General features: G+C 71.9%; 16 protein-coding genes and 2 pseudogenes. 9 read left to right on the top strand and 9 right to left on the bottom strand.

The features are described 5' to 3' along the window. Positions 1-422: 422 nt before the first annotated feature. Complete coding sequence (locus ACYSUO_RS29395; RefSeq protein ID WP_461779261.1) at positions 423-2,060, top strand: ABC-F family ATP-binding cassette domain-containing protein; 1,638 nt, start codon at positions 423-425, stop codon at positions 2,058-2,060. Positions 2,061-2,221: 161 nt separating this feature from the next. Here ACYSUO_RS29395 and ACYSUO_RS29390 read toward each other — a convergent pair whose 3' ends face one another. The 4 genes from ACYSUO_RS29390 to ACYSUO_RS29375 all read right to left on the bottom strand — a co-directional run bounded on the left by ACYSUO_RS29390 (position 2,222) and on the right by ACYSUO_RS29375 (position 7,686). Further along, positions 2,222-4,693: a Tex family protein gene (locus tag ACYSUO_RS29390; protein WP_461779260.1), complete on the bottom strand. Its 2,472-nt coding sequence runs from the start codon at positions 4,691-4,693 to the stop codon at positions 2,222-2,224. 77 nt (positions 4,694-4,770) lie between these two features. Continuing rightward, entirely contained in the window at positions 4,771-4,902 is a 132-nt protein-coding gene (locus ACYSUO_RS29385) for an LPFR motif small protein (protein WP_461779259.1), read from the bottom strand. A gap of 302 nt (positions 4,903-5,204) precedes the next feature. Beyond that, complete coding sequence (locus ACYSUO_RS29380) at positions 5,205-6,659, bottom strand: FG-GAP-like repeat-containing protein (RefSeq protein WP_461779258.1); 1,455 nt, start codon at positions 6,657-6,659, stop codon at positions 5,205-5,207. A 151-nt stretch (positions 6,660-6,810) separates the two neighbouring features. Then, positions 6,811-7,686 (bottom strand): SCO6745 family protein, encoded by an 876-nt coding sequence (locus tag ACYSUO_RS29375; protein ID WP_461779257.1) that lies wholly within the window; start codon positions 7,684-7,686, stop codon positions 6,811-6,813. A gap of 115 nt (positions 7,687-7,801) precedes the next feature. Here ACYSUO_RS29375 and ACYSUO_RS29370 point away from each other — a divergent pair, with 115 nt between their 5' ends. From ACYSUO_RS29370 to ACYSUO_RS29360, 3 genes and pseudogenes are all read left to right on the top strand, one after another. Further along, positions 7,802-8,749 carry a GlxA family transcriptional regulator gene (locus ACYSUO_RS29370; RefSeq protein ID WP_461779256.1) on the top strand — a complete coding sequence of 316 codons (948 nt, stop codon included), beginning with the start codon at positions 7,802-7,804 and terminating at the stop codon, positions 8,747-8,749. Between the two features lie 36 nt (positions 8,750-8,785). Then, positions 8,786-9,259: pseudogene (locus ACYSUO_RS29365) on the top strand (DJ-1/PfpI family protein); the annotation flags it as partial. A gap of 187 nt (positions 9,260-9,446) precedes the next feature. After that, positions 9,447-9,593 (top strand): annotated as a pseudogene (locus tag ACYSUO_RS29360) (DJ-1/PfpI family protein); the annotation flags it as partial. Between the two features lie 24 nt (positions 9,594-9,617). Here ACYSUO_RS29360 and ACYSUO_RS29355 read toward each other — a convergent pair. Beyond that, on the bottom strand, positions 9,618-10,373 hold the full coding sequence (locus tag ACYSUO_RS29355) for an enoyl-CoA hydratase/isomerase family protein (RefSeq protein WP_461779255.1): 756 nt from the start codon (positions 10,371-10,373) through the stop codon (positions 9,618-9,620). Between the two features lie 241 nt (positions 10,374-10,614). On the opposite strand from ACYSUO_RS29355, the gene ACYSUO_RS29350 reads away from it, so the two are divergent. Next, the gene (locus tag ACYSUO_RS29350; protein WP_461779307.1) at positions 10,615-11,151 is read left to right on the top strand and encodes an ATP-binding protein; all 537 of its coding nucleotides are present in this window, start codon (positions 10,615-10,617) and stop codon (positions 11,149-11,151) included. Here the strand turns inward: ACYSUO_RS29350 and idi are convergent. The 4 genes from idi to galE form a co-directional block, all read right to left on the bottom strand. Further along, positions 11,117-11,710: an isopentenyl-diphosphate Delta-isomerase gene (gene idi / locus ACYSUO_RS29345; RefSeq protein WP_461779254.1), complete on the bottom strand. Its 594-nt coding sequence runs from the start codon at positions 11,708-11,710 to the stop codon at positions 11,117-11,119. The two genes, ACYSUO_RS29350 and idi, sit on opposite strands and share 35 nt — an antisense overlap. 122 nt (positions 11,711-11,832) lie before the next feature. Continuing rightward, positions 11,833-12,366, bottom strand: a complete 534-nt coding sequence (locus tag ACYSUO_RS29340; RefSeq protein WP_461779253.1) for a GNAT family N-acetyltransferase — start codon at positions 12,364-12,366, stop codon at positions 11,833-11,835. A 46-nt stretch (positions 12,367-12,412) separates the two neighbouring features. After that, positions 12,413-13,354, bottom strand: coding sequence for a cation diffusion facilitator family transporter (locus ACYSUO_RS29335; RefSeq protein ID WP_461779252.1), 942 nt, complete (start codon positions 13,352-13,354; stop codon positions 12,413-12,415). Between the two features lie 168 nt (positions 13,355-13,522). Further along, positions 13,523-14,506 carry a UDP-glucose 4-epimerase GalE gene (galE, locus tag ACYSUO_RS29330; protein ID WP_461779251.1) on the bottom strand — a complete coding sequence of 328 codons (984 nt, stop codon included), beginning with the start codon at positions 14,504-14,506 and terminating at the stop codon, positions 13,523-13,525. A 306-nt stretch (positions 14,507-14,812) separates the two neighbouring features. Between galE and ACYSUO_RS29325 the strand changes: the two genes are divergently transcribed. From ACYSUO_RS29325 to ACYSUO_RS29310, 4 genes are read left to right on the top strand one after another with little or no spacing between them, the layout of a single operon-like run. Further along, positions 14,813-16,594: a DUF5941 domain-containing protein gene (locus ACYSUO_RS29325; protein ID WP_461779306.1), complete on the top strand. Its 1,782-nt coding sequence runs from the start codon at positions 14,813-14,815 to the stop codon at positions 16,592-16,594. Next, a complete protein-coding gene (locus ACYSUO_RS29320) occupies positions 16,591-17,343 on the top strand; it encodes a phosphocholine cytidylyltransferase family protein (protein WP_327660362.1) in 753 nt (250 codons plus the stop codon). Before ACYSUO_RS29325 ends, ACYSUO_RS29320 begins: the two co-directional genes overlap by 4 nt. Further along, positions 17,331-18,398 (top strand): iron-containing alcohol dehydrogenase family protein, encoded by a 1,068-nt coding sequence (locus ACYSUO_RS29315; RefSeq protein WP_327660361.1) that lies wholly within the window; start codon positions 17,331-17,333, stop codon positions 18,396-18,398. Before ACYSUO_RS29320 ends, ACYSUO_RS29315 begins: the two co-directional genes overlap by 13 nt. Beyond that, positions 18,376-19,155, top strand: a complete 780-nt coding sequence (locus tag ACYSUO_RS29310) for a CDP-alcohol phosphatidyltransferase family protein (RefSeq protein WP_426898700.1) — start codon at positions 18,376-18,378, stop codon at positions 19,153-19,155. Before ACYSUO_RS29315 ends, ACYSUO_RS29310 begins: the two co-directional genes overlap by 23 nt. The last annotated feature ends 5 nt before the right edge of the window (positions 19,156-19,160 follow it).

The following is a 19,160-nucleotide window of genomic DNA, read 5'->3' as shown; positions in this document are numbered from 1 at the left end:
CCCGCCCCGCCTCTAGGAGGCTGCCGTCAACGCGATCCCCCACCCGTTGCGGTCGCCCCCCCCGCCTCGGGTGGTCTGCCGCCACCCCGGCTCCCGCCTATGGCGGTCGACGCCCGCTGCCTTGGGCAATCTGCCGCCTTGGGCGGCAGGGTGGGCAAGGCGGCACCCCGGTGCGGCGCAACGGAAACGGTCGACGCCGCCCCCGGCACAGCTCGATGACCCCGGTGCCGCGCAACGATGTCGTCGGGGCGGAACCCCGGCCCAGCCAGCGCCCCCGTCCGGCGCATCCGTGACCACGGGCCCCAACCCCGTCCCAGCCAAGCGCCCCGGTCCAGCGCCCTCGTGACGACACACGCCAACCCCGCCCCCGCCAAACCACCCGCCGCCGCGCACCCGCACCCCCGACTAGGATCACCCCCCTGATGACTGCAACGCTCGTAGCCAAGAATCTCGCCGCGGGGCACGGGGACCGGACCCTCTTCTCCGGTCTCGACCTCGTCGTCGCCCCCGGCGACGTAATCGGACTCGTCGGCGCCAACGGAGCCGGAAAGTCCACGCTCCTGCGCCTCCTCGCCGGCCTCGCCACCCCCGAGGAGGGAGACGCGCGGCTCTCCCCGCCGACCGCCACCGTCGGCCACCTCCCGCAGGAGCCGGACCGCCGCCCCGGCGAGACGATCCGCGAGTTCCTGGCCCGCCGCACCGGCGTCACCGAGGCGCAGCGCACCATGGACGAGGCCACCCAGGGACTCGTCGACGGCACGCCCGGCGCCGACGACGCGTACGCCGTGAGCCTGGAGCGCTGGCTGAACCTGGGCGGCGCCGACCTGGACGAGCGTGCCGAGGAGGTCGCGGAACAACTCGGCCTGGACGTCGGCCTCGACCAGGCGATGACGTCCTTGTCCGGCGGCCAGGCGGCCCGCGCGGGACTCGCCTCCCTCCTCCTCTCCCGCTACGACGTCTTCCTCCTCGACGAGCCGACCAACGACCTCGACCTGGACGGCCTGGACCGCCTGGAGACCTTCGTGCGCGGCCTGCGCGCCGGCACCGTCGTCGTCAGCCACGACCGCGAGTTCCTCACCCGTACCGTCACCAAGGTCCTCGAACTCGACCTCGCCCAGCAGGAGATCAACATCTACGGAGGCGGTTACGCCGCCTACTTGGAGGAGCGCGAGGTCGCACGCCGCCACGCGCGCGAGGAGTACGAGGAGTACGCCGACAAGAAGTCGGCCCTGGAGGGCCGCGCCCAGATGCAGCGCACCTGGATGGACAAGGGCGTCAAGAACGCGCGGCGCAAGGCCACCGACAGCGACAAACTGGGCCGCAAGTTCCGCAGCGAGGCGAGCGAGAAGCAGGCCGCGAAGGCCCGCCAGACGCAGAAGATGATCGAGCGCCTCGACGTCGTGGACGAGCCCCGCAAGGAGTGGGAGCTGCGCATGGAGATCGCGGCGGCGCCCCGCTCGGGCGCGGTCGTGGCATCGCTGCGGGACGCCGAACTACGGCGCGGGGACTTCGACTTCGGCCCGGTGACGCTCCAGATCGACTGGGCGGACCGCGTCGCGATCACCGGCGCGAACGGCTCCGGCAAGTCCACTCTGCTCGCCGCGCTCCTCGGCCGCGTCCCCCTGGACTCCGGCCACGCGACGCTGGGTTCGGGCGTGGTCGTCGGTGAGGTGGACCAGGCCCGCGCCCTGTTCCACGGCCCCGAGAAGCTGCTCGAAGCCTTCGGCGCGGCCGTCCCCGACATGGAACCGGCCGAAGTCCGCACGCTGCTCGCCAAGTTCGGCCTGAAGGCGCACCACGTGCTGCGCCCCGCGGCCACCCTCTCCCCGGGCGAACGCACCCGCGCGGCCCTCGCGCTCCTCCAGGGCAGAGGCGTCAACCTCCTCGTCCTGGACGAGCCGACGAACCACCTCGACCTCCCGGCGATCGAGCAACTGGAGTCCGCCCTCTCCACCTACGAGGGCACCCTCCTCCTGGTCACCCACGACCGCAGAATGCTGGAAGCAGTCCAGACGACCCGCCGCCTGGAGGTGACGTCAGGCAAGGTGACCGAGCTTTAAGGGGCGCGGGGCCGTGTTGTTTGGGGGCGCGGGGCTGTGTTGATTGTGCGGCTCCGCCGCGTGGGCGCGCCCGGATGCGGTCGACCCGTTTGGGGGCGCGGGGAACTGCGCGCCCAGCCACGCGTGGGCGCACAGTTCCCGCAAACGTCAACCCCGGGTGCCTACGCCAGCCCCGCCTTGCGCAACGCGTCCGCCATCGCCGAGTTGGCCGGCGGCGTCGCGGGACGACCCTTGCCGCCCCCCTTGCCACCACCGGAGCCACCGGACCCGCCGGAGCCACCGGCCCCACCACGGCCCCCCTGCCGCGGCGGCTTCCGGTCGCCACCCCGCTCACCCCGCGGACCGCGATCACGCTCGCCGCGCTCCCCACGCCCCCCGCCCCCGCCGGAGGCCTTCTCGTCGTCCAGACGCAGCGTCAGCGAGATCCGCTTGCGCGGTACGTCCACATCGAGGACCTTCACCTTGACGATGTCGCCGGGCTTGACCACATCGCGCGGGTCCTTGACGAACGTACGGGACAACGCCGAGACGTGCGCGAGCCCGTCCTGGTGCACACCGATGTCGATGAACGCCCCGAAGGCGGCGACGTTCGTCACGACACCCTCGAGCACCATCCCCGACTCCAGGTCGCCGATCTTCTCGACGCCCTCCTTGAAGGTGGCCGTCTTGAAGGCGGGCCGCGGGTCGCGCCCCGGCTTCTCCAGCTCCTTCAGGATGTCCGTGACGGTCGGCAGACCGAACGTGTCGTCCACGTAGTCGGCCGGCTTGAGCGAGCGCAGCGCCCCCGCGTCACCGACGAGGGAGGCGACCTCGCCGCCCGTCGACTTCGCCATCCTGCGCACCACGGGGTACGCCTCCGGGTGCACGGACGACGCGTCCAGCGGGTCGTCGCCGCCGCGGATCCGCAGGAAGCCCGCGCACTGCTCGTACGCTTTCGGGCCGAGCCGTGCGACGTCCTTGAGGCCCTTGCGGTTGGTGAACGGGCCGTTGGAGTCGCGGTGCGCCACGATGTTCTCGGCGAGGCCGGAGCCGATGCCGGACACGCGCGCGAGGAGCGGCGCGGAGGCGGTGTTCACGTCCACCCCGACCCCGTTCACACAGTCCTCGACGACCGCGTCGAGCGAACGGGACAGCTTCACTTCGCTCAGGTCGTGCTGGTACTGGCCGACACCGATCGACTTCGGATCGATCTTGACCAGTTCGGCGAGCGGGTCCTGGAGGCGACGCGCGATCGACACGGCGCCGCGCAGCGACACGTCCATGTCGGGCAGCTCCTGCGAGGCGAAGGCGGAGGCCGAGTACACGGACGCGCCCGCCTCGCTCACCATCACCTTGGTGAGCTTCAACTCCGGGTGCTTGGTGATGAGTTCACCGGCGAGCTTGTCGGTCTCGCGGGACGCCGTGCCGTTGCCGATCGCGATCAGGTCGACCGCGTGCTCCTTGGAGAGCTTCGCCAGCTTGGCGATCGCCTCGTCCCAGCGGTTGGCCGGGACGTGCGGGTGGATGACGTCGGTGGCGACGACCTTGCCCGTGTCGTCGACGACCGCGACCTTCACACCCGTACGGAAACCGGGGTCGAGCCCCAGCGTCGCGCGCGTGCCCGCGGGGGCGGCGAGCAGCAGGTCGCGCAGGTTCGCCGCGAACACCTTGACCGCCTCGTCCTCCGCGGCCGTGCGCAGCCGCGTGCGCAGGTCGAGGCCGAGGTGCACCAGGATGCGCGTGCGCCAGGCCCAACGGACCGTGTCCTGAAGCCACTTGTCGCCCGGACGGCCCTGGTTCCTGACCCCGAACCGGTCCGCGATGATCGGCTCGTACGAGGACGGGGACGCAGTCGAGGACGTCGAAGCCCCGGCCTCGGCCTCCGCGGCCGGCTCCTCCGGCTCCAGGACGAGCTCCAGCACGTCCTCCTTCTCGCCGCGCAGCATCGCCAGCACACGGTGCGAGGGCAGTTCGGTGAAGGGCTCCGCGAAGTCGAAGTAGTCGGCGAACTTGGCGCCCGCCTCCTCCTTGCCGGACTTCACCTTTGCCGCGAGCCGGCCGCGCCCCCACATGCGCTCGCGCAGCTCGCCGATCAGGTCGGCGTCCTCGGAGAAGCGCTCGGTGAGGATCGCGCGGGCCCCGTCGAGCGCGGCCTGCGCGTCGGCGACGCCCTTCTCGGCGTCCACGAACGCGGCAGCGGCGGCCTGGGGCTCCACCGACGGGTCGCCGAGCAGCCCCTCCGCCAGCGGCTCGAGCCCCGCCTCGCGCGCGATCTGCGCCTTGGTGCGGCGCTTGGGCTTGAAGGGCAGGTAGATGTCCTCCAGGCGCGCCTTGGTGTCGGCGGCGCGGATCTGCGCCTCCAACTCGCCGGTCAGCTTGCCCTGCTCGCGCACCGAGTCGAGGACGGCGGTGCGCCGCTCCTCCAGTTCGCGCAGATACCGCAGCCGCTCTTCCAGGGTGCGCAGCTGGGCATCGTCGAGGGACTCCGTCGCCTCCTTGCGGTAGCGGGCGATGAAGGGCACGGTCGAGCCGCCGTCGAGCAGCTCGACCGCGGCCTTCACCTGCCGCTCCCGTACGCCTAGTTCCTCGGCAATCCTGCTCTCGATGGATCCGAGCCCGGATCCAGCAGTGGTGCCAACTGTGGGTGTCGCCACGATCCCGTACCGCCTATGTCGACTGAGGTTGCGCCGCAATTGTGGCAGGTGGCACCGACACTCGGGGATCAGGGAGGTCAGACGCGATGTGCGCGGCCGGACCGGGAGGCGCCGCCGAACAACCGCGCGAGCGCCCGGAAGGGCAAGGTCACGACGGTGGCGATGGCGCCCGCGATCTGGCGCAGAACGTCGGCGATGGCACGGAACATGCGGGTTCTCCTCTCGTGTGTCCCGGCCGCGTCCACGGCCGGAACACCCGAGTACCTCGCTCAACGGATGCTCACACCGAAAGGCGGGCAAGCAGGCAGTCCGGCTTCTCACGACGTACCCAACGGGAGGTCAGAGCCCGAGCACCCGCCCGTACCCGACCGCCCCCGTCAGCCCCAGCTTCACCGGTGTCAACGCCACGGACCCCGCCCAGCCACCACCGAGAGAGTCTTTCTGCGCACAGTCACTCCAAGTTCCCTGCGGGGACGGTCATTTCACTGGGCGTGCGTCCGGTCGGCAGCGTCTACTTGCCGAGGACCTCGCCGTACTTCGTGCCGGTGGACAGCGCGAGCCCGAACGGGGTCAGTGAGCGCCCGAGGGGATAGGCGGTCTCCGTGGTCTGGGCGTACCAGACGCCGCCCGAGCGGGCCTCGCCCGCGTTCTCCGTGGGGGCGCTCGCGGCGACGTCGTCCAGCTGGTCGGGGTTGTACCTCCCGGTGCTCACCTGCGCGCCGAACTGGTCGCCGGCCTCCGCGGTGCCGGGCATGTCGGGGGTGTTCTGGTTGCGCGCGACACCGCCGGCCGGGCCGGTGGCGGTGCCGCGCAGGACGACGTACGCACCCGCGTCCTTGGCGGTGCCGACGTCCTCACCGGGCACGCCGACCACGAGCTCCGGGAGGTCGTCGTCGTTCACGTCACCCGCGGCGACCGAGAAGCCGAACCAGTCGCCGGCCTCGGAGGCCCCGGCGACGTCGGGGCTGTCCTGGGTGAAGCAGTCGTGCGCGGACCCGAACGCGCCCTTGCCGTACACGACGGCGACGGCGCCGCCGGCCCGCTCGTCCGCGCACAGCGGTCCCTGTTCGGTCTCGGGGTGGGGCTGGTCGTATCCGATGGCCAGGTCGTCCCTGCCGTCCCGGTCGAAGTCCGCGGCGGCCAGCGACTGGCCGTAGTCCCAGGTGTTCCAGTAGCGGGCGGGCTGGCCCGCGGCGTCCCAGCGCAGGATGAAGGTGCCCGCTCCCTCCAGCTCCTTGTACGTCACCGCGAGGTCGTCCTGGCCGTCCCCGTCGAAGTCGCCGGTCGCGAGGTCGCGGGTGCGGCCGCCCATGCTGTACTGCTCGATGACCTCGGTCGTGGTGGGCGAGCCGGGGATGAGGGGGCCGCGCCGCAGCCGCAGCGAGCCGCTCTCCTCGTCGGCCGCGCCGAGCGCCAGGTCCTGGTCGCCGTCGTGGTCGTAGTCGCCCACGGAGATGCGGCCGCCGAGCTCGGTGAACTCGCCCTCGCCCTTGGCAGCGGTGAAGCCGACGCTGTCGTGGTTGCCGAAGCCCGTCGGGGAGCCGTACAGCACGGTGACGCTGCCTTCGTGGCCGTAGCCCGCGTCGGTGAGGGCCTCGCCGCTCGCGCCGATGACGAGGTCGGTGATGCCGTCGCCGTCGAGGTCGCCCGAGGCCACCGCGGACCCGAAGCGGTCCCCGGCCTCCGGGGTGCCGGGCACGGCGCGGTAGGACTGGCTGATGACACCGGTGGAGCTGTTCGGGCCGAGCCCGTTCGGGCCGCCCCAGACCACGTTGACGTAACCGGCCTTCGCCTCGCCGTTCACGGTCGCCGAGGGCACGCCGACCGCGAGGTCGGTGAAACCGTCCCCGTTGAAGTCGGCGTGAACCGGGGTCGCGGCGGCCGCGGTTCCGGCGAGGGGCAGGGTCAGCCCGGCGGCGGTGAGGGCCGCGACAGCCGCTGAAGCGCCCAGGGTTCGTACACGCACGGTGGTTCTCCCGGAGATCGAGAATGAGGGGGAAGCTCTCCGGGCTGTGTGACGTGTGAGGCGCACGAAGGGTTGTGCGCAAGTGGCTTGAAGGTGAACGCGGTTGCCCTGCGGGGTCAGAGGGAACCAAGACCCCGCGCCGATCAAGACCTCAGGCCGCCTTGCCGATCAGGTCCGCGGGGAAGGCGCCGTTGCCGAGCGCCGTGCCGATGAAGCCCGTCGCCAGCTCGGTCAGCCGGGCGACGCCCGTCTCGCCGAGGTGCTCGTAGGGGGCGCGGTCGAGCGCGTCGGTGCGGTGCTCGATCTCGGCGCGCAGCGTCACGCCCTGCTCGGTGAGCGTCAACTCCTCGTCGCCGGTGAGCAGTCCACGCGCGCGAAGTCGCTCGGCTGCCGCGTCGTACTCGGCCCTGTCCCAGCCGCGGGTGGCGAGCAGCCACTTCGGGGCCATGCCCTTGCCGGTCGCGACGTGGCTCACGAGGGCCTCCACCGGGTCGAGTTCGGCGCCGAGCAGCGCCGCGATGTGCCCGTCGCCGCGGTGCTCGCGCAGCAGCGTCGTGGCGTGCCAGTACGCCATGTGCGGCTCCTCCGGCACGTCCAGGTCGGCGTGGGCGGCGTACAGGGGGCGGGCGTGCCGGGTGCAGGCCTCAGCGGCGTGGAGGGCGAGCTGGGCGGCCTCGGCCATCTCCCGGGACGCGAGCGCCTCCGCACCGAGCAGGCGGCGCAGCGTCGAGTCGACGGCACGCGCGCGTGCGGCGAGCACCGCCTCCGGGGATGCGGTCTCCCACACGGCCGGAACGTGCCGGGCGACCAGTTCGTGCTTGAAGTTGTAGAACGTGGCGGTCACGGTCCCGGCGCCGACGGCCCCCATGGGCGCGGAACGCGCCGCGAAGTAGGCCGCAGAGGAGTCGCTGACGCCGATGGCGGCCAGCTCCTTGCCGAGGTCGGGCGAGAAGTAGTGCGTCGAGTGGAACGGGTTGAGCACGTTGTGGCAGTGGCGGGCGGCGCGCAGGCGGGGGTCCGAAGTCATGCGCCTACGTTACCGACCGGTCGGTACGGGTGGCAGTACCGGGCACCGGGCCATGGCAGGAAAGGTGGGGGATTCGTCATTGCGGCCATGCGGCGGGCGCCGAAGAATGAGCCGCATGCCGCCGCGTACCGTCCTGGTCCTCCTCTTCGACCGCGTGCAGAGCCTCGACGTCACGGGCCCCGTGGAGGTCTTCTCCGGCGCGGGCGACGCCTATCGCGTGCGCACCGCCTCGGCCGACGGCGCCCCGGTCCGCACGTCGAGCGGACTGACCCTGACGCCGGACCACGCCCTTGCCGACGCGCCGTCCGCGGACACCCTCCTGGTCCCCGGAGGCGACGGCACGCGCGACCCGGACCCGCGCCTGACCGACTGGCTGCGCGAGCGCGCCCCGCACACCCGCCGCACCGTCTCGGTGTGCACCGGCGCGTTCCTGCTGGCCCGGGCGGGGCTCCTGGACGGCCGCCGGGCCACGACGCACTGGGCGTTCTGCGACACCCTCGCCCGCCAGTACCCCGAGGTGGCTATGGACCCCGACCCCGTCTACGTACGCGACGGCCCCGTATCGACGTCGGCGGGCGTGACCGCGGGCATCGACCTCGCGCTCGCCCTGGTCGAGGAGGACCACGGCAGGGACGTGGCGCTGCGGATCGCCCGCGCCCTGGTCGTGTTCCTCCGACGCCCGGGAAACCAGGCCCAGTTCAGTACGCAGCTCGCCGCCCAGACGGCCACCAGGGAACCGCTCGGCGAGGTGCAGCGATGGATCGCCGAGCACCCCGGAGCCGACCTCTGCGTCGAGGCGCTCGCCGCCCGCGCCCGGCTCTCCCCGCGCCACTTCGCCCGCGCCTTCCGTACGGAGACCGGCCTGACGCCCGGCCGGTACGTCGAGCGCGTCCGCGTGGAGCACGCCCGCCGCCTCCTGGAGGACACCAAGGGTGGCGTCGAGGAGATCTCCCGGTCGAGCGGCTACGGCACCCCGGAGGCGATGCGCCGCGCCTTCCTCAAGACCCTCGGCACGTCACCCGCCGAGTACCGGCGCCGGTTCCACGCACCGGTGGGCCCCTGACCAGCCCAGCACGGCACCCGACCCGAAAGGCATGCCATGCAGATCGCCATCGCCCTCTACGAGCGGTTCACCGCCCTCGACGCCATCGGCCCGTACCAGACCCTCGGCGGCATTCCGGACGCCGACGTCGTCTTCGTGGCCGAGCGGACCGGCCCCGTGCGGGACGACTCGGGACGGCTCGCGCTCGTCGCCGACAAGACCTTCGACGAAGTGGGCTCCCCGGACGTGGTCGTCGTGCCCGGCGGCCCCCAGCAGAGCGATCAGACGGAGAACGGGCCGCTCCTGGAGTGGCTGCGCTCCGTCGACGCCACCAGCACCTGGACGACGTCCGTGTGCACGGGCTCCCTCGCGCTCGCCGCCGCGGGCCTGCTCAAGGGGCGCGAGGCGACCTCGCACTGGCTGGCCCTGGAGGAGCTGGACCGGCTCGGCTCCCGCTCGACCGGACGGCGCGTGGTCTTCGACGGCAAGTACGTCACCGCGGCCGGCGTCTCGTCCGGCATCGACATGGGCCCAGGGCCCTTCTGACGGATCTTGCTGGAGTCGCGGGCCCTGGCACGCACATCTGCGGCGTTGTCGTCGGTTGCCAACGCTCCGCGTTGTCGCCCTCCTCCGCCTTGCAGCTGCACGCACCAGACCCCGCTTGTCGGCACCGGACATGCACGGCCGCCCGCATCCAGCCTGATCCGTCAGAAGGACCCTCGCCCTCGCGGGCCGGATCGCGGGCGACGAGACCGCCCAGGCCATCCAGCTGATGACCGAGTACGACCCGCAGCCGCCCTACGACGCCGGCTCCCCGGACAAGGCCCCCGCGCACCTCGTGGCGAGGTTCCGCCCGGCCGGTTGAGTGACGGGAGTTTGCAGATAGGACCTAGGCCTCCACGGTCCATTCGAACCGCGGAGCGCGCCGCTCCAGGAACGCGGCGACGCCCTCCGCGCTCTCGCCGCCGACGCGCGCCTGCTCGGCCCAGTGCGCGTCCCGGTCCGTGCGGCCCGTCACGAACTCCTTCGCCGCGGCCTGTGTCAGCTGCGAGCGGGCGGCGAGGGTGCGGGTGAACTCGGCGACCCGCTTGTCCAGCGCGTCCCCGGGCAGCACCTCGTCCACGAGCCCGGTGCGCAGCGCCCGCTCCGTCTCGATCAACTCACCGGAGAACAAAAGGTACTTGGCGGTCGCCGGGCCCACGAGCGCGGCGAGGCGGCGCGTGGAGGAGGCCGGGTAGACGATGCCGAGCTTGGCGGGGGTCACCCCGAACCGCGCGCCGTCGGCGGCGAAGCGCAGATCGCAGGCGGCCGCCAACTGGCTGCCGCCGCCCACGCAGTACCCGCGCACCACGGCGAGCGTCGGCTTCGGGAACGCGGCGAGCGCGTCCTCCGCCGCGACCGCGAGCCCCTGCGCCGCCCCCTGGCCGAGAGTCGATATGTCGGCCCCGGCGCAGAACGTGTCGCCGGCCCCGGTGAGCACGAGAACCCGTACCTCCGCATCGGCCGCGAGCCGTTCGAGGAGCGGCGGCAGGGACGCCCACATGGCGTCGGTCATGGCGTTGCGCTTGGCCGGGTGGTCGATCACGACGGTGGCGACACCCTCGGCGACGCTGTGCGTGAGCTGCGGTGGGGACACGGAAGGCATGGCCGGATGCTAGCCGGGTACCCGGCCGGGTCGGCGTGTCGGGCAGCTCGTAGAACAAGCGTAAGAAGGTGCAAGTCGGGCGTAATGAGGGCGGGACCGGTCGACTTTCTGGCTCGGTCTACCAGTAACGATCAAATGCCGTCGATACACGCTGACTTCTGGTCAGTCCCGCGGTACGAAGCAGGTGATTCTCAACACTCGAAGGGTGGTGACAATCGAGCGCAAGGGCGGCGACCTGACAATGAGCGACCACGGGTGGGGGTCCCGCCCAAGTCCTCAGGACAGCGGGGGAGCACCCCCCGACCGTCCTGCGGACGGGCCGCTCCCGTACGAGGGAGTGTGGCGGTTCACGACGCAGGCGGTCGACGCCTCCGTGCCGCAGGCCCGGCGCGCGGTACGGGAGTTGCTCACCCGGCAGGGTGTGCCCGCGCCTGACGACCTGGTGCACGGGCTGCTCGTGATCGTCTCCGAACTGGTCACGAACGCGGTGAAGCACGCCGCCGTGGTCTCGCCGATGCTCGCCGTCGAGGTCGCCGTGGGCCCCGAGTGGGTGCGGGTGTCCGTGGAGGACGAACACCCCTACAAGCCCACGGCACTCGAGGCCACCAGCGGTCAGACCGGCGGCCGCGGCCTGCTGCTCGTCCGCGAGATCACCGCGGAGGCGGGCGGCGTCTGCGACGTCGCCGGCACGGCGAGCGGGGGCAAGGTGATCTGGGCCGCCCTGCCCCTCAAGCCCGAGACGGCTACCAGCCCGCCGAGGGGCCTGTCAGCTCCCTGACCGCGGGCCGCGCCGCGTCGAGGACCGTCATGAACCACGCGGAGAACGGGTCCTTGGCGTGCCGCTCGGCCAGCTCGTCCGCCGTCACGAAAGCCGTCGCCCCGACCTCTTCCGGGTCGGGGTTCAGCGTTGCCTGCACGAGGCCCACGAAGAGGTGGTTGAACTCCTGCTCCACCAGGCCCGATTCCGGGTCCGGGTGGTTGTAGCGCACCGTGCCGGCCTCGGCCATCAGGGACGGCGAGACGCCGAGCTCCTCGAAGGTGCGCCGCGCGGCCGCCGCGAACGGGGCCTCGCCGGGGTAGGGGTGGCCGCAGCAGGTGTTCGACCAGACGCCGGGGGAGTGGTACTTGCCGAGCGCCCGCTGCTGGAGCAGCAGCCGGCCCTGCTCGTCGAAGAGGAACACGGAGAACGCTCTGTGCAGCTGCCCGGGCGGCTGGTGCGCCGCGAGCTTCTCCGCCGTGCCGATCGTCCTGCCGTCCTCGTCGACGAGTTCCAGCAAGATCGCTTCCGCGGTGCCGTTCGACGAGCTGTTCGTCGTGGGGGCAGGTGTGATCGGCATACCTATCCTTCGTTTCGTTCCTCGAACCAAGTCTGCCGTACGGGACGGACAGCCCCCGCGCTGCCGGCGTCCCGCAAGTCCCGTCCGGCCGCGAGGCCGGGCGGGACCACCGTAGGCGCCGGTCAGACGCCGAATGCGGCCGGGTAGGTGATCGTGCCCCGCGGGAGCTGCCCGGAATCGTCCCGTTCATCCAGAACGAGGGCCATCATCGCCTCGTCCGGCACGTCGAAACCGGGCCGGATGCCGTACCCGGAGGCGGGCGTGAAGCCGAACCTCGGGTAGTACTCCGGGTGCCCGAGGACCAGCACAAGTCGCTCGCCACGCGCGCGTGCCGCCTCCAGCACCGCACGTACGACGGCCGAACCGGCCCCCGTGCGCTGGTACTCGGGAAGCACCGCACAGGGCGCGAGCGCCGCGGCGGGCGCGCCGTCCACGGTGCAGCGGGTGATCAGCGCGTACGCGGCGATCGCGCCGTCCGGGGCCTCGGCCACGTACGACAGCCCCTCCAGCCACGCGCCCTTGTCGGCGCGCAGGGCGTCGACGAGGTCGGCCTCGGCCTCGGTGGGGAAGGCGGCGGCGTTGACGGCGTGCACGGCCGCCCGGTCGGCCCCGGTCTCGGGGCGCGGACGCCACGCGTGGGTCGTGTTGTCGGTCAACCTGTGAACCTTTGAGTGAAGGGACGTCGCTCAGAACCGGCGATGCTCAGTGGCACAGCCGCGCCTCGTGCTCGGCGTGCCCGGTGGGCTCCAGCTGGAACGTGCAGTGCTCCACGTCGAAGTGGTCGCCGAGGCAGCCCTGCAGTTCGTGGAGCATCTTCTCGTGGCCGATCGAGCCGAGCATCTCCGTGCTGACGACGACGTGCGCCGAGAGCACCGGCATCCCCGAGGTGATCGTCCAGGCGTGCAGGTCGTGCACGTCCTCGACGCCGGGCAGCGCCAGTATGTGGGCCCTGACCTCGGCCATGTCGACGCCCTTGGGGGCCGATTCGAGCAGCACGTTCAGCGTCTCGCGCAGCAGCTTCACCGTACGCGGGACGATCATGAGGCCGATGACGAGCGAGGCGATCGGGTCGGCGGCCTGCCAGCCCGTGGTCAGGATGATCGCGGCGGAGATCAGCACCGCGAGGGAACCGAGCGCGTCGGCGGCCACCTCCAGGAAGGCGCCGCGCACGTTCAGGCTCTCCTGCTGGCCCTTCACCAGGAGGGACAGCGAGATCATGTTCGCGACCAGGCCGATCAGGCCGAAGACGATCGTCTGCCCGCCCGCGGTCTCGGCCGGCTCGATGAACCGCTGGATCGCCTCGTACAGGACGTAGCCGCCGACGCCGAGCAGCAGCAGGCAGTTGGCGAGCGCGGCGAGGATCTCGGCGCGGGCGTAGCCGAAGGTGCGCTGGTCGCTCGCGGGGCGGTTGGCGAAGTGGATCGCGATCAGGGCCATCGCGAGGCCGAGCGCGTCCGTCGCCATGTGGGCGGCGTCGGCGATCAGGGCGAGCGAGTCGGCGACGATGCCGCCGATGATCTCCACCACCATCACGGCCAGCGTGATCGACAGGGCGACGCGCAGCCGTCCGCGGTGCGCCGCGGCGGCCGTCCCGGTCGTCGGCCCGTGGCTGTGCCCGTGGTCGTGATCGTGCCCGAGGCCCATCGAAAACCCCCTACGTATCGATCCGGCGTGTTGCCCTGGTCGGGGGCGACGATCACAGTGAACTACGGGTAGGGGGTATCCGCAAACATGGCGGTGAACACCGTTGTCATGTGCCCTGACCTGCGCAAACGATACGTCGCGTGTACGCAGGTCAGGGCGCCGACGTGATCACTTGCCGGTCGCCTCCGGGTGCCGCAGGCACCAGCCGGCCCAGGCCGACTCGACCATCTCGCGCACCCCGCGCTGCGCCTTCCAGCCGAGCTCCTGCTCGGCGAGCGCCGAGGAACCGACGGCGCGCGGGGCGTCGCCGGGACGGCGCGGCTCGACGATCGCGGGGGTGGGGTTCCCGGAGACGTCCGCGATCAGGTCGATCAGCTCGCGCACGGAGGCGCCCTGCCCGGTGCCGATGTTGAGCGTCAGATCGCCGCTCGCGTCGGGCCCGGACAGTCGGCGGGCCGCCGCCAGGTGCGCCTCGGCGAGGTCGGCGACGTGAATGTAGTCACGGATGCAGGTGCCGTCCGGGGTCGGGTAGTCGTCGCCGAAGATCCGCGGGGCCTCGCCGCGCGTCAGGCGGTCGAAGACCATCGGGATCACGTTGTAGACGCCGATGTCCGCGAGCTCCGGCGCCGCGGCGCCCGCCACGTTGAAGTAGCGCAGGCAGGCCGTCGCCATGCCGTGCGCGTGCCCGGCCGCCCGCACCAGCCACTCGCCCGCGAGCTTCGTCTCGCCGTACGGGTTCACGGGCGCGGTGGCCGTGGACTCGGTGATGAGGCCCACATCCGGGTTGCCGTAGACGGCCGCGGACGAGGAGAACACGAAGCGGCGCACCCCGGCCGCCGCGACCGTCTCCAGGAGCGCGGCGAGCCCGCCCACGTTGTCCCGGTAGTACAGCTCCGGCTTCTCCACCGACTCGCCGACCTGCTTGTGCGCGGCGAGGTGGACGACGCCGGTCACCTCGTGCTGCGCGCACACCCGGGCCACCAGCTCGGTGTCCAGCGCCGAGCCGCGCACCAGCGTGATCGACTCGGGCAGTCGGGAGGGCACCCCCGAGGTCACGTTGTCGAGGACGACGACCCGCTCGCCCGCTTCCGTCATGGTCCGCGCCACATGGGCCCCGATGTATCCGGCTCCGCCGGTGATCAGCCACGTCATGGCGCACCACCCTAAGACCGAACCGGCCCACCCCCGCCCGTCGCGCGCGGTTACCCCCGGTTACGGACCCGGGCCACCCCTGGTTTGTGGCCCGAGTGCTTGATCGTCAATGATGAGCGCGCGGTCGGCCCTGCGCGGACCGCATGAGACAGGGGCCAATCGGTCGGTAAACGGGCAGCGAACGCCCGGTTGCGCCATCCGATAGCCTCTGCCGACATGCCGCCCGGCCGCGTATCCGCCCCGGGTGCTCCACCATGCATGAGCCCGGCGCACAGGTGTGCGTCGGCACCCAAGGAGTGAGTTCGTCTGTCGACCGCCATCGTCACCGGATCGCCGGTCCCCGGATCGTCCCTGGAGGGAGATCTGCGGGCGCTGGGCTTCGACGTGCGGCTCGCCCAGGACCCCGCGGACGCCGAAGCGGCGCTCGCGGCCGTCCCCGGCGAGCAGCGGGTCGCGGTCGTCGACGCGGGCTTCGTGGGCCATGTCCACGCCCTGCGCCTCGGCCTGACCGACCCGCGCTTTCCCGCGTCGGCGATCCCCGGCGCGGTCACCGCGCAGCCCGCCGCCCGCCAGGCACTGACCCGCGCGGTCGCGCGGACCGGCGTCGACCCGGACGTCGTGGCCAAGAGCCTGGAGGCGGACGGCACCGACGTGCACCACCCCGAGCTCGGCGAGCTCGTCGCCGCGGTGCCCGCCGACCCGCAGGCCCGCAACGAGGCGCGGCAGGCCCTGGCGTCCGTCGACGACGAGGCGATCCGGCTGCGTACGGCGGTCAAGGCGCGCGACGGCTTCTTCACGACCTACTGCATCAGCCCGTACTCCCGCTACATCGCGCGCTGGTGCGCACGCCGGGGCCTGACCCCGAACCAGGTCACCACCGCGTCGCTGCTCGTCGCGGTGATCGCGGCCGCCTGCGCGGCCACCGGAACGCGCGGCGGTTTCGTCGCGGCGGGCGTGCTGCTGCTCGCCTCCTTCGTCCTGGACTGCACCGACGGGCAGCTCGCCCGCTACTCGCTGCAGTACTCGACGATGGGCGCCTGGCTGGACGCGACGTTCGACCGCGCCAAGGAGTACGCCTACTACGCGGGCCTCGCGCTCGGCGCCGCCAACGCGAGCGGCGACGACGTATGGGCGCTGGCGCTCGGCGCGATGGTGCTCCAGACCGGCCGGCACGTGATCGACTTCTCGTTCAACGAGGCGAACCACGACGCCGAGGCGCTGGGTGAATTGGCGGGGGCCAGCCCCACCGCGTCCCTTTCCGGCAAGCTCGACTCCGTCGGCTGGACCGTCTGGGCCCGCCGGATGATAGTGCTGCCGATCGGTGAACGCTGGGCGCTGATCGCGCTGTTCACCGCGCTGACCACGCCGCGCATCACCTTCTACATGCTGCTCATCGGCTGTGCGCTCGCCGCCTGCTACACGACCGCGGGCCGCGTCCTGCGCTCGCTGACCCGCAGGGCCCGCCGCACGGACCGGGCCGCCGCGGCGCTCGGCGACCTCGCCGACTCCGGCCCGATCGCCGAGGTGGTCGCGAAGGCCCTCAAGGCGAAGGCCGCCCCCGTGCTCGCCGCCGTCGGAGCCGCCGCGGTCGTCGCCGTGAGCGCGCTCACGGACTTCGGCAGCGTCTGGCCGATCGTGGCCGCGGCCGTGTACTGCGTCACGTCGGGCCTCGCCGTCTCCCGCCCCCTCAAGGGCGCCCTCGACTGGCTCGTGCCCCCGATGTTCCGGGCCGGGGAGTACCTCACGATCCTCGTCCTCGCGGCCCGCGCGGACGTACAGGGCGCCCTGCCCGCGGCTTTCGGCCTCGTGGCGGCGGTCGCCTACCATCACTACGACACGGTGTACCGCATTCGCGGCAACGCCGGGTCGCCCCCGCACTGGCTGGTGCGGGCGATCGGCGGGCACGAAGGCCGGACACTGGTCGTCACGGTCCTCGCCGCGCTGCTCACCCCCACAGATTTCACCCTCGCGCTCACGGTGCTCGCCGTGGCCGTGGCACTCGTGGTGCTCGCAGAGAGCATCCGCTTCTGGGTCGCCTCCGCTCAGCGCGGAGAGCCCGCCGTACACGATGAAGGAGAACCCGCATGATCGGCCTCGTCCTGGCCGCCGGCGCCGGCAGCCGGCTCCGTCCCTACACCGAGACGCTTCCCAAGGCGCTCGTGCCCGTCGTGGGCGAGGGGACCGAGAACGAGCTCTCCGTACTCGACCTCACGCTGAAGAACTTCGCCGAGATCGGCCTCACCGAGGTCGGCATCATCGTCGGCTACCGCAAGGAGGTCGTCTACGAGCGCAAGGCCGCGCTCGAGGCGAAGTACGGCCTGAAGCTCACGCTGATCGAGAACGACGTGGCCGAGAAGTGGAACAACGCCTACTCCCTGTGGTGCGGCCGTGACGCCATGAAGCACACGGTGATCCTCGCCAACGGCGACACCGTGCACCCGGTCTCCGTCGAGAAGACGCTGCTCGCCGCCCGCGGCGACGGCAAGAAGATCATCCTCGCGCTCGACACGGTCAAGGACCTGGGCGAAGAGGAGATGAAGGTCGTCGTGGACCCCGACAAGGGCGTCCAGAAGATCACGAAGCTGATGGACCCGTCCGAGGCCACCGGCGAGTACATCGGCGTCACCCTCATCGAGGGCGAGGCCGCCGACGAGCTGGCCGACGCCCTGAAGGCGACGTACGAGCGCGACCCGCAGCTGTACTACGAGGACGGCTACCAGGAGCTCGTGAACCGCGGCTTCAAGGTCGACGTCGCGCCCATCGGCGACGTCCCGTGGGTCGAGATCGACAACCACGACGACCTGGCCAAGGGGCGGGAGATCGCGTGCCAGTACTGACGAGACTCATCCCCTCGCCGGTCGTCGTCGACATTCGGTCCGGGGCGCTCGACGACCTGGCCAAGGTCCTCGCCGACGGGAGGATCTCGTCGTCCACGGGGCGCCTGGCCATCGCGATCAGCGGTGGTTCGGGCGCCGCCCTGCGGGCCCGCCTCGAGCCCTCGCTGCCCCGCGCCGAGTGGTTCGAGGTCGGCGGCGGCACCATCGACGACGCGATCAAGCTCGCCGACGACGTCAAGAAGGCCGGGCGCTACGACGCCCTGGTCGGCCTCGGCGGCGGCAAGATCATCGACTGCGCCAAGTTCGCGGCCGCGCGCGTCGGCGTGCCGCTGGTCGCCGTCGCGACGAACCTGTCGCACGACGGCCTGTGCTCGCCCGTCGCGACCCTCGACAACGACGCGGGCCGCGGCTCGTACGGTGTGCCGAACCCGATCGGCGTCGTCATCGACCTCGACATCATCCGCGAGGCCCCGGTGCGCTTCGTGCGCTCCGGCATCGGTGACGCCCTCTCCAACATCTCCGCGGTCGCGGACTGGGAGCTGGGCGCCCGTGAGCGCGGCGAGGACATCGACGGCCTGGCCGCCGCCATGGCCCGCCAGGCGGGCGAGGCGGTCCTGCGGCACCCCGGCGGCGTCGGCGACGACGACTTCCTGCAGGTGCTCGCGGAGGGCCTGGTCCTCACCGGTATCGCCATGTCGGTCTCCGGTGACTCGCGGCCCGCCTCCGGCGCCTGCCACGAGATCAACCACGCCTTCGACCTCCTCTACCCCAAGCGCGCCGCGAGCCACGGCGAGCAGTGCGGCCTGGGCGCGGCGTTCGCGATGCACCTGCGCGGTGCCCACGAGCAGTCCAAGTACATGGTCTCGGTGCTGCGCCGGCACGGCCTGCCGGTGCTGCCGGAGGAGATCGGCTTCAGCGTGGACGAGTTCGTGAAGGTCGTGGAGTTCGCTCCGCAGACCCGTCCGGGCCGCTACACGATCCTCGAGCACCTCGACCTCTCCACCGATCAGATCAGGGACGCCTACGCCGACTATGCAAAAGCCATCGGTAGCTGAACTCCGCCCGGTCGTTCACCCCGCCGGGGTGAAGGACCGCAGGAGCGGTGAGCACTGGATGGGCCGGCTCTACATGCGCGAGGTCTCGCTGCGTGTGGACCGCCACCTGGTGAACACCAAGGTCTCGCCCAACCAGCTGACCTACCTGATGACCGTCTGCGGTGTCCTCGCGGCCCCGGCGCTCCTGGTGCCGGGGATCTGGGGCGCGGTCCTCGGTGTCGTCGCGGTGCAGCTGTACCTGCTGCTCGACTGCGTCGACGGCGAGATCGCGCGCTGGCGCAAGCAGTACTCGCTGGCCGGCGTGTGGATGGACCGGGTCGGCGCGTACCTCACCGACGCCGCCGTCCTCGTCGGCTTCGGGCTGCGCGCCGCCGACCTGTTCGGCACGGGCCGCATCGACTGGCTGTGGGCCTTCCTCGGCACGCTCGCCGCGCTCGGCGCCATCCTGATCAAGGCCGAGACGGACCTGGTCGGGCTCGCCCGCGCGGCGACCGGCAAGGAGCAGGTCAAGGAGTCCGCCTCCGAGATGCGCTCCTCCGGCATGGCCCTGGCCCGCAGGGCCGCGGCCATGCTGAAGTTCCACCGGCTCATCCTGGGCATCGAGGCGACGCTCCTCATCCTGGTCCTCTCGGTCGTGGACCAGATCAGGGGCGACCTGTTCTTCTCGCGCCTGGGTGTGGCCGTCCTGGCGGGCATCGCGCTCCTCCAGACCCTGCTTCACCTCGTGTCCATCCTCGCTTCGAGCAGGCTCAAGTGAGCGGC

The sequence above is a fragment of the Streptomyces sp. UC4497 genome (genome assembly GCF_054871485.1).
The sequence above is the reverse complement of the archived record's forward strand: the minus strand, read 5'-3'. Positions and strand labels throughout refer to the sequence as shown.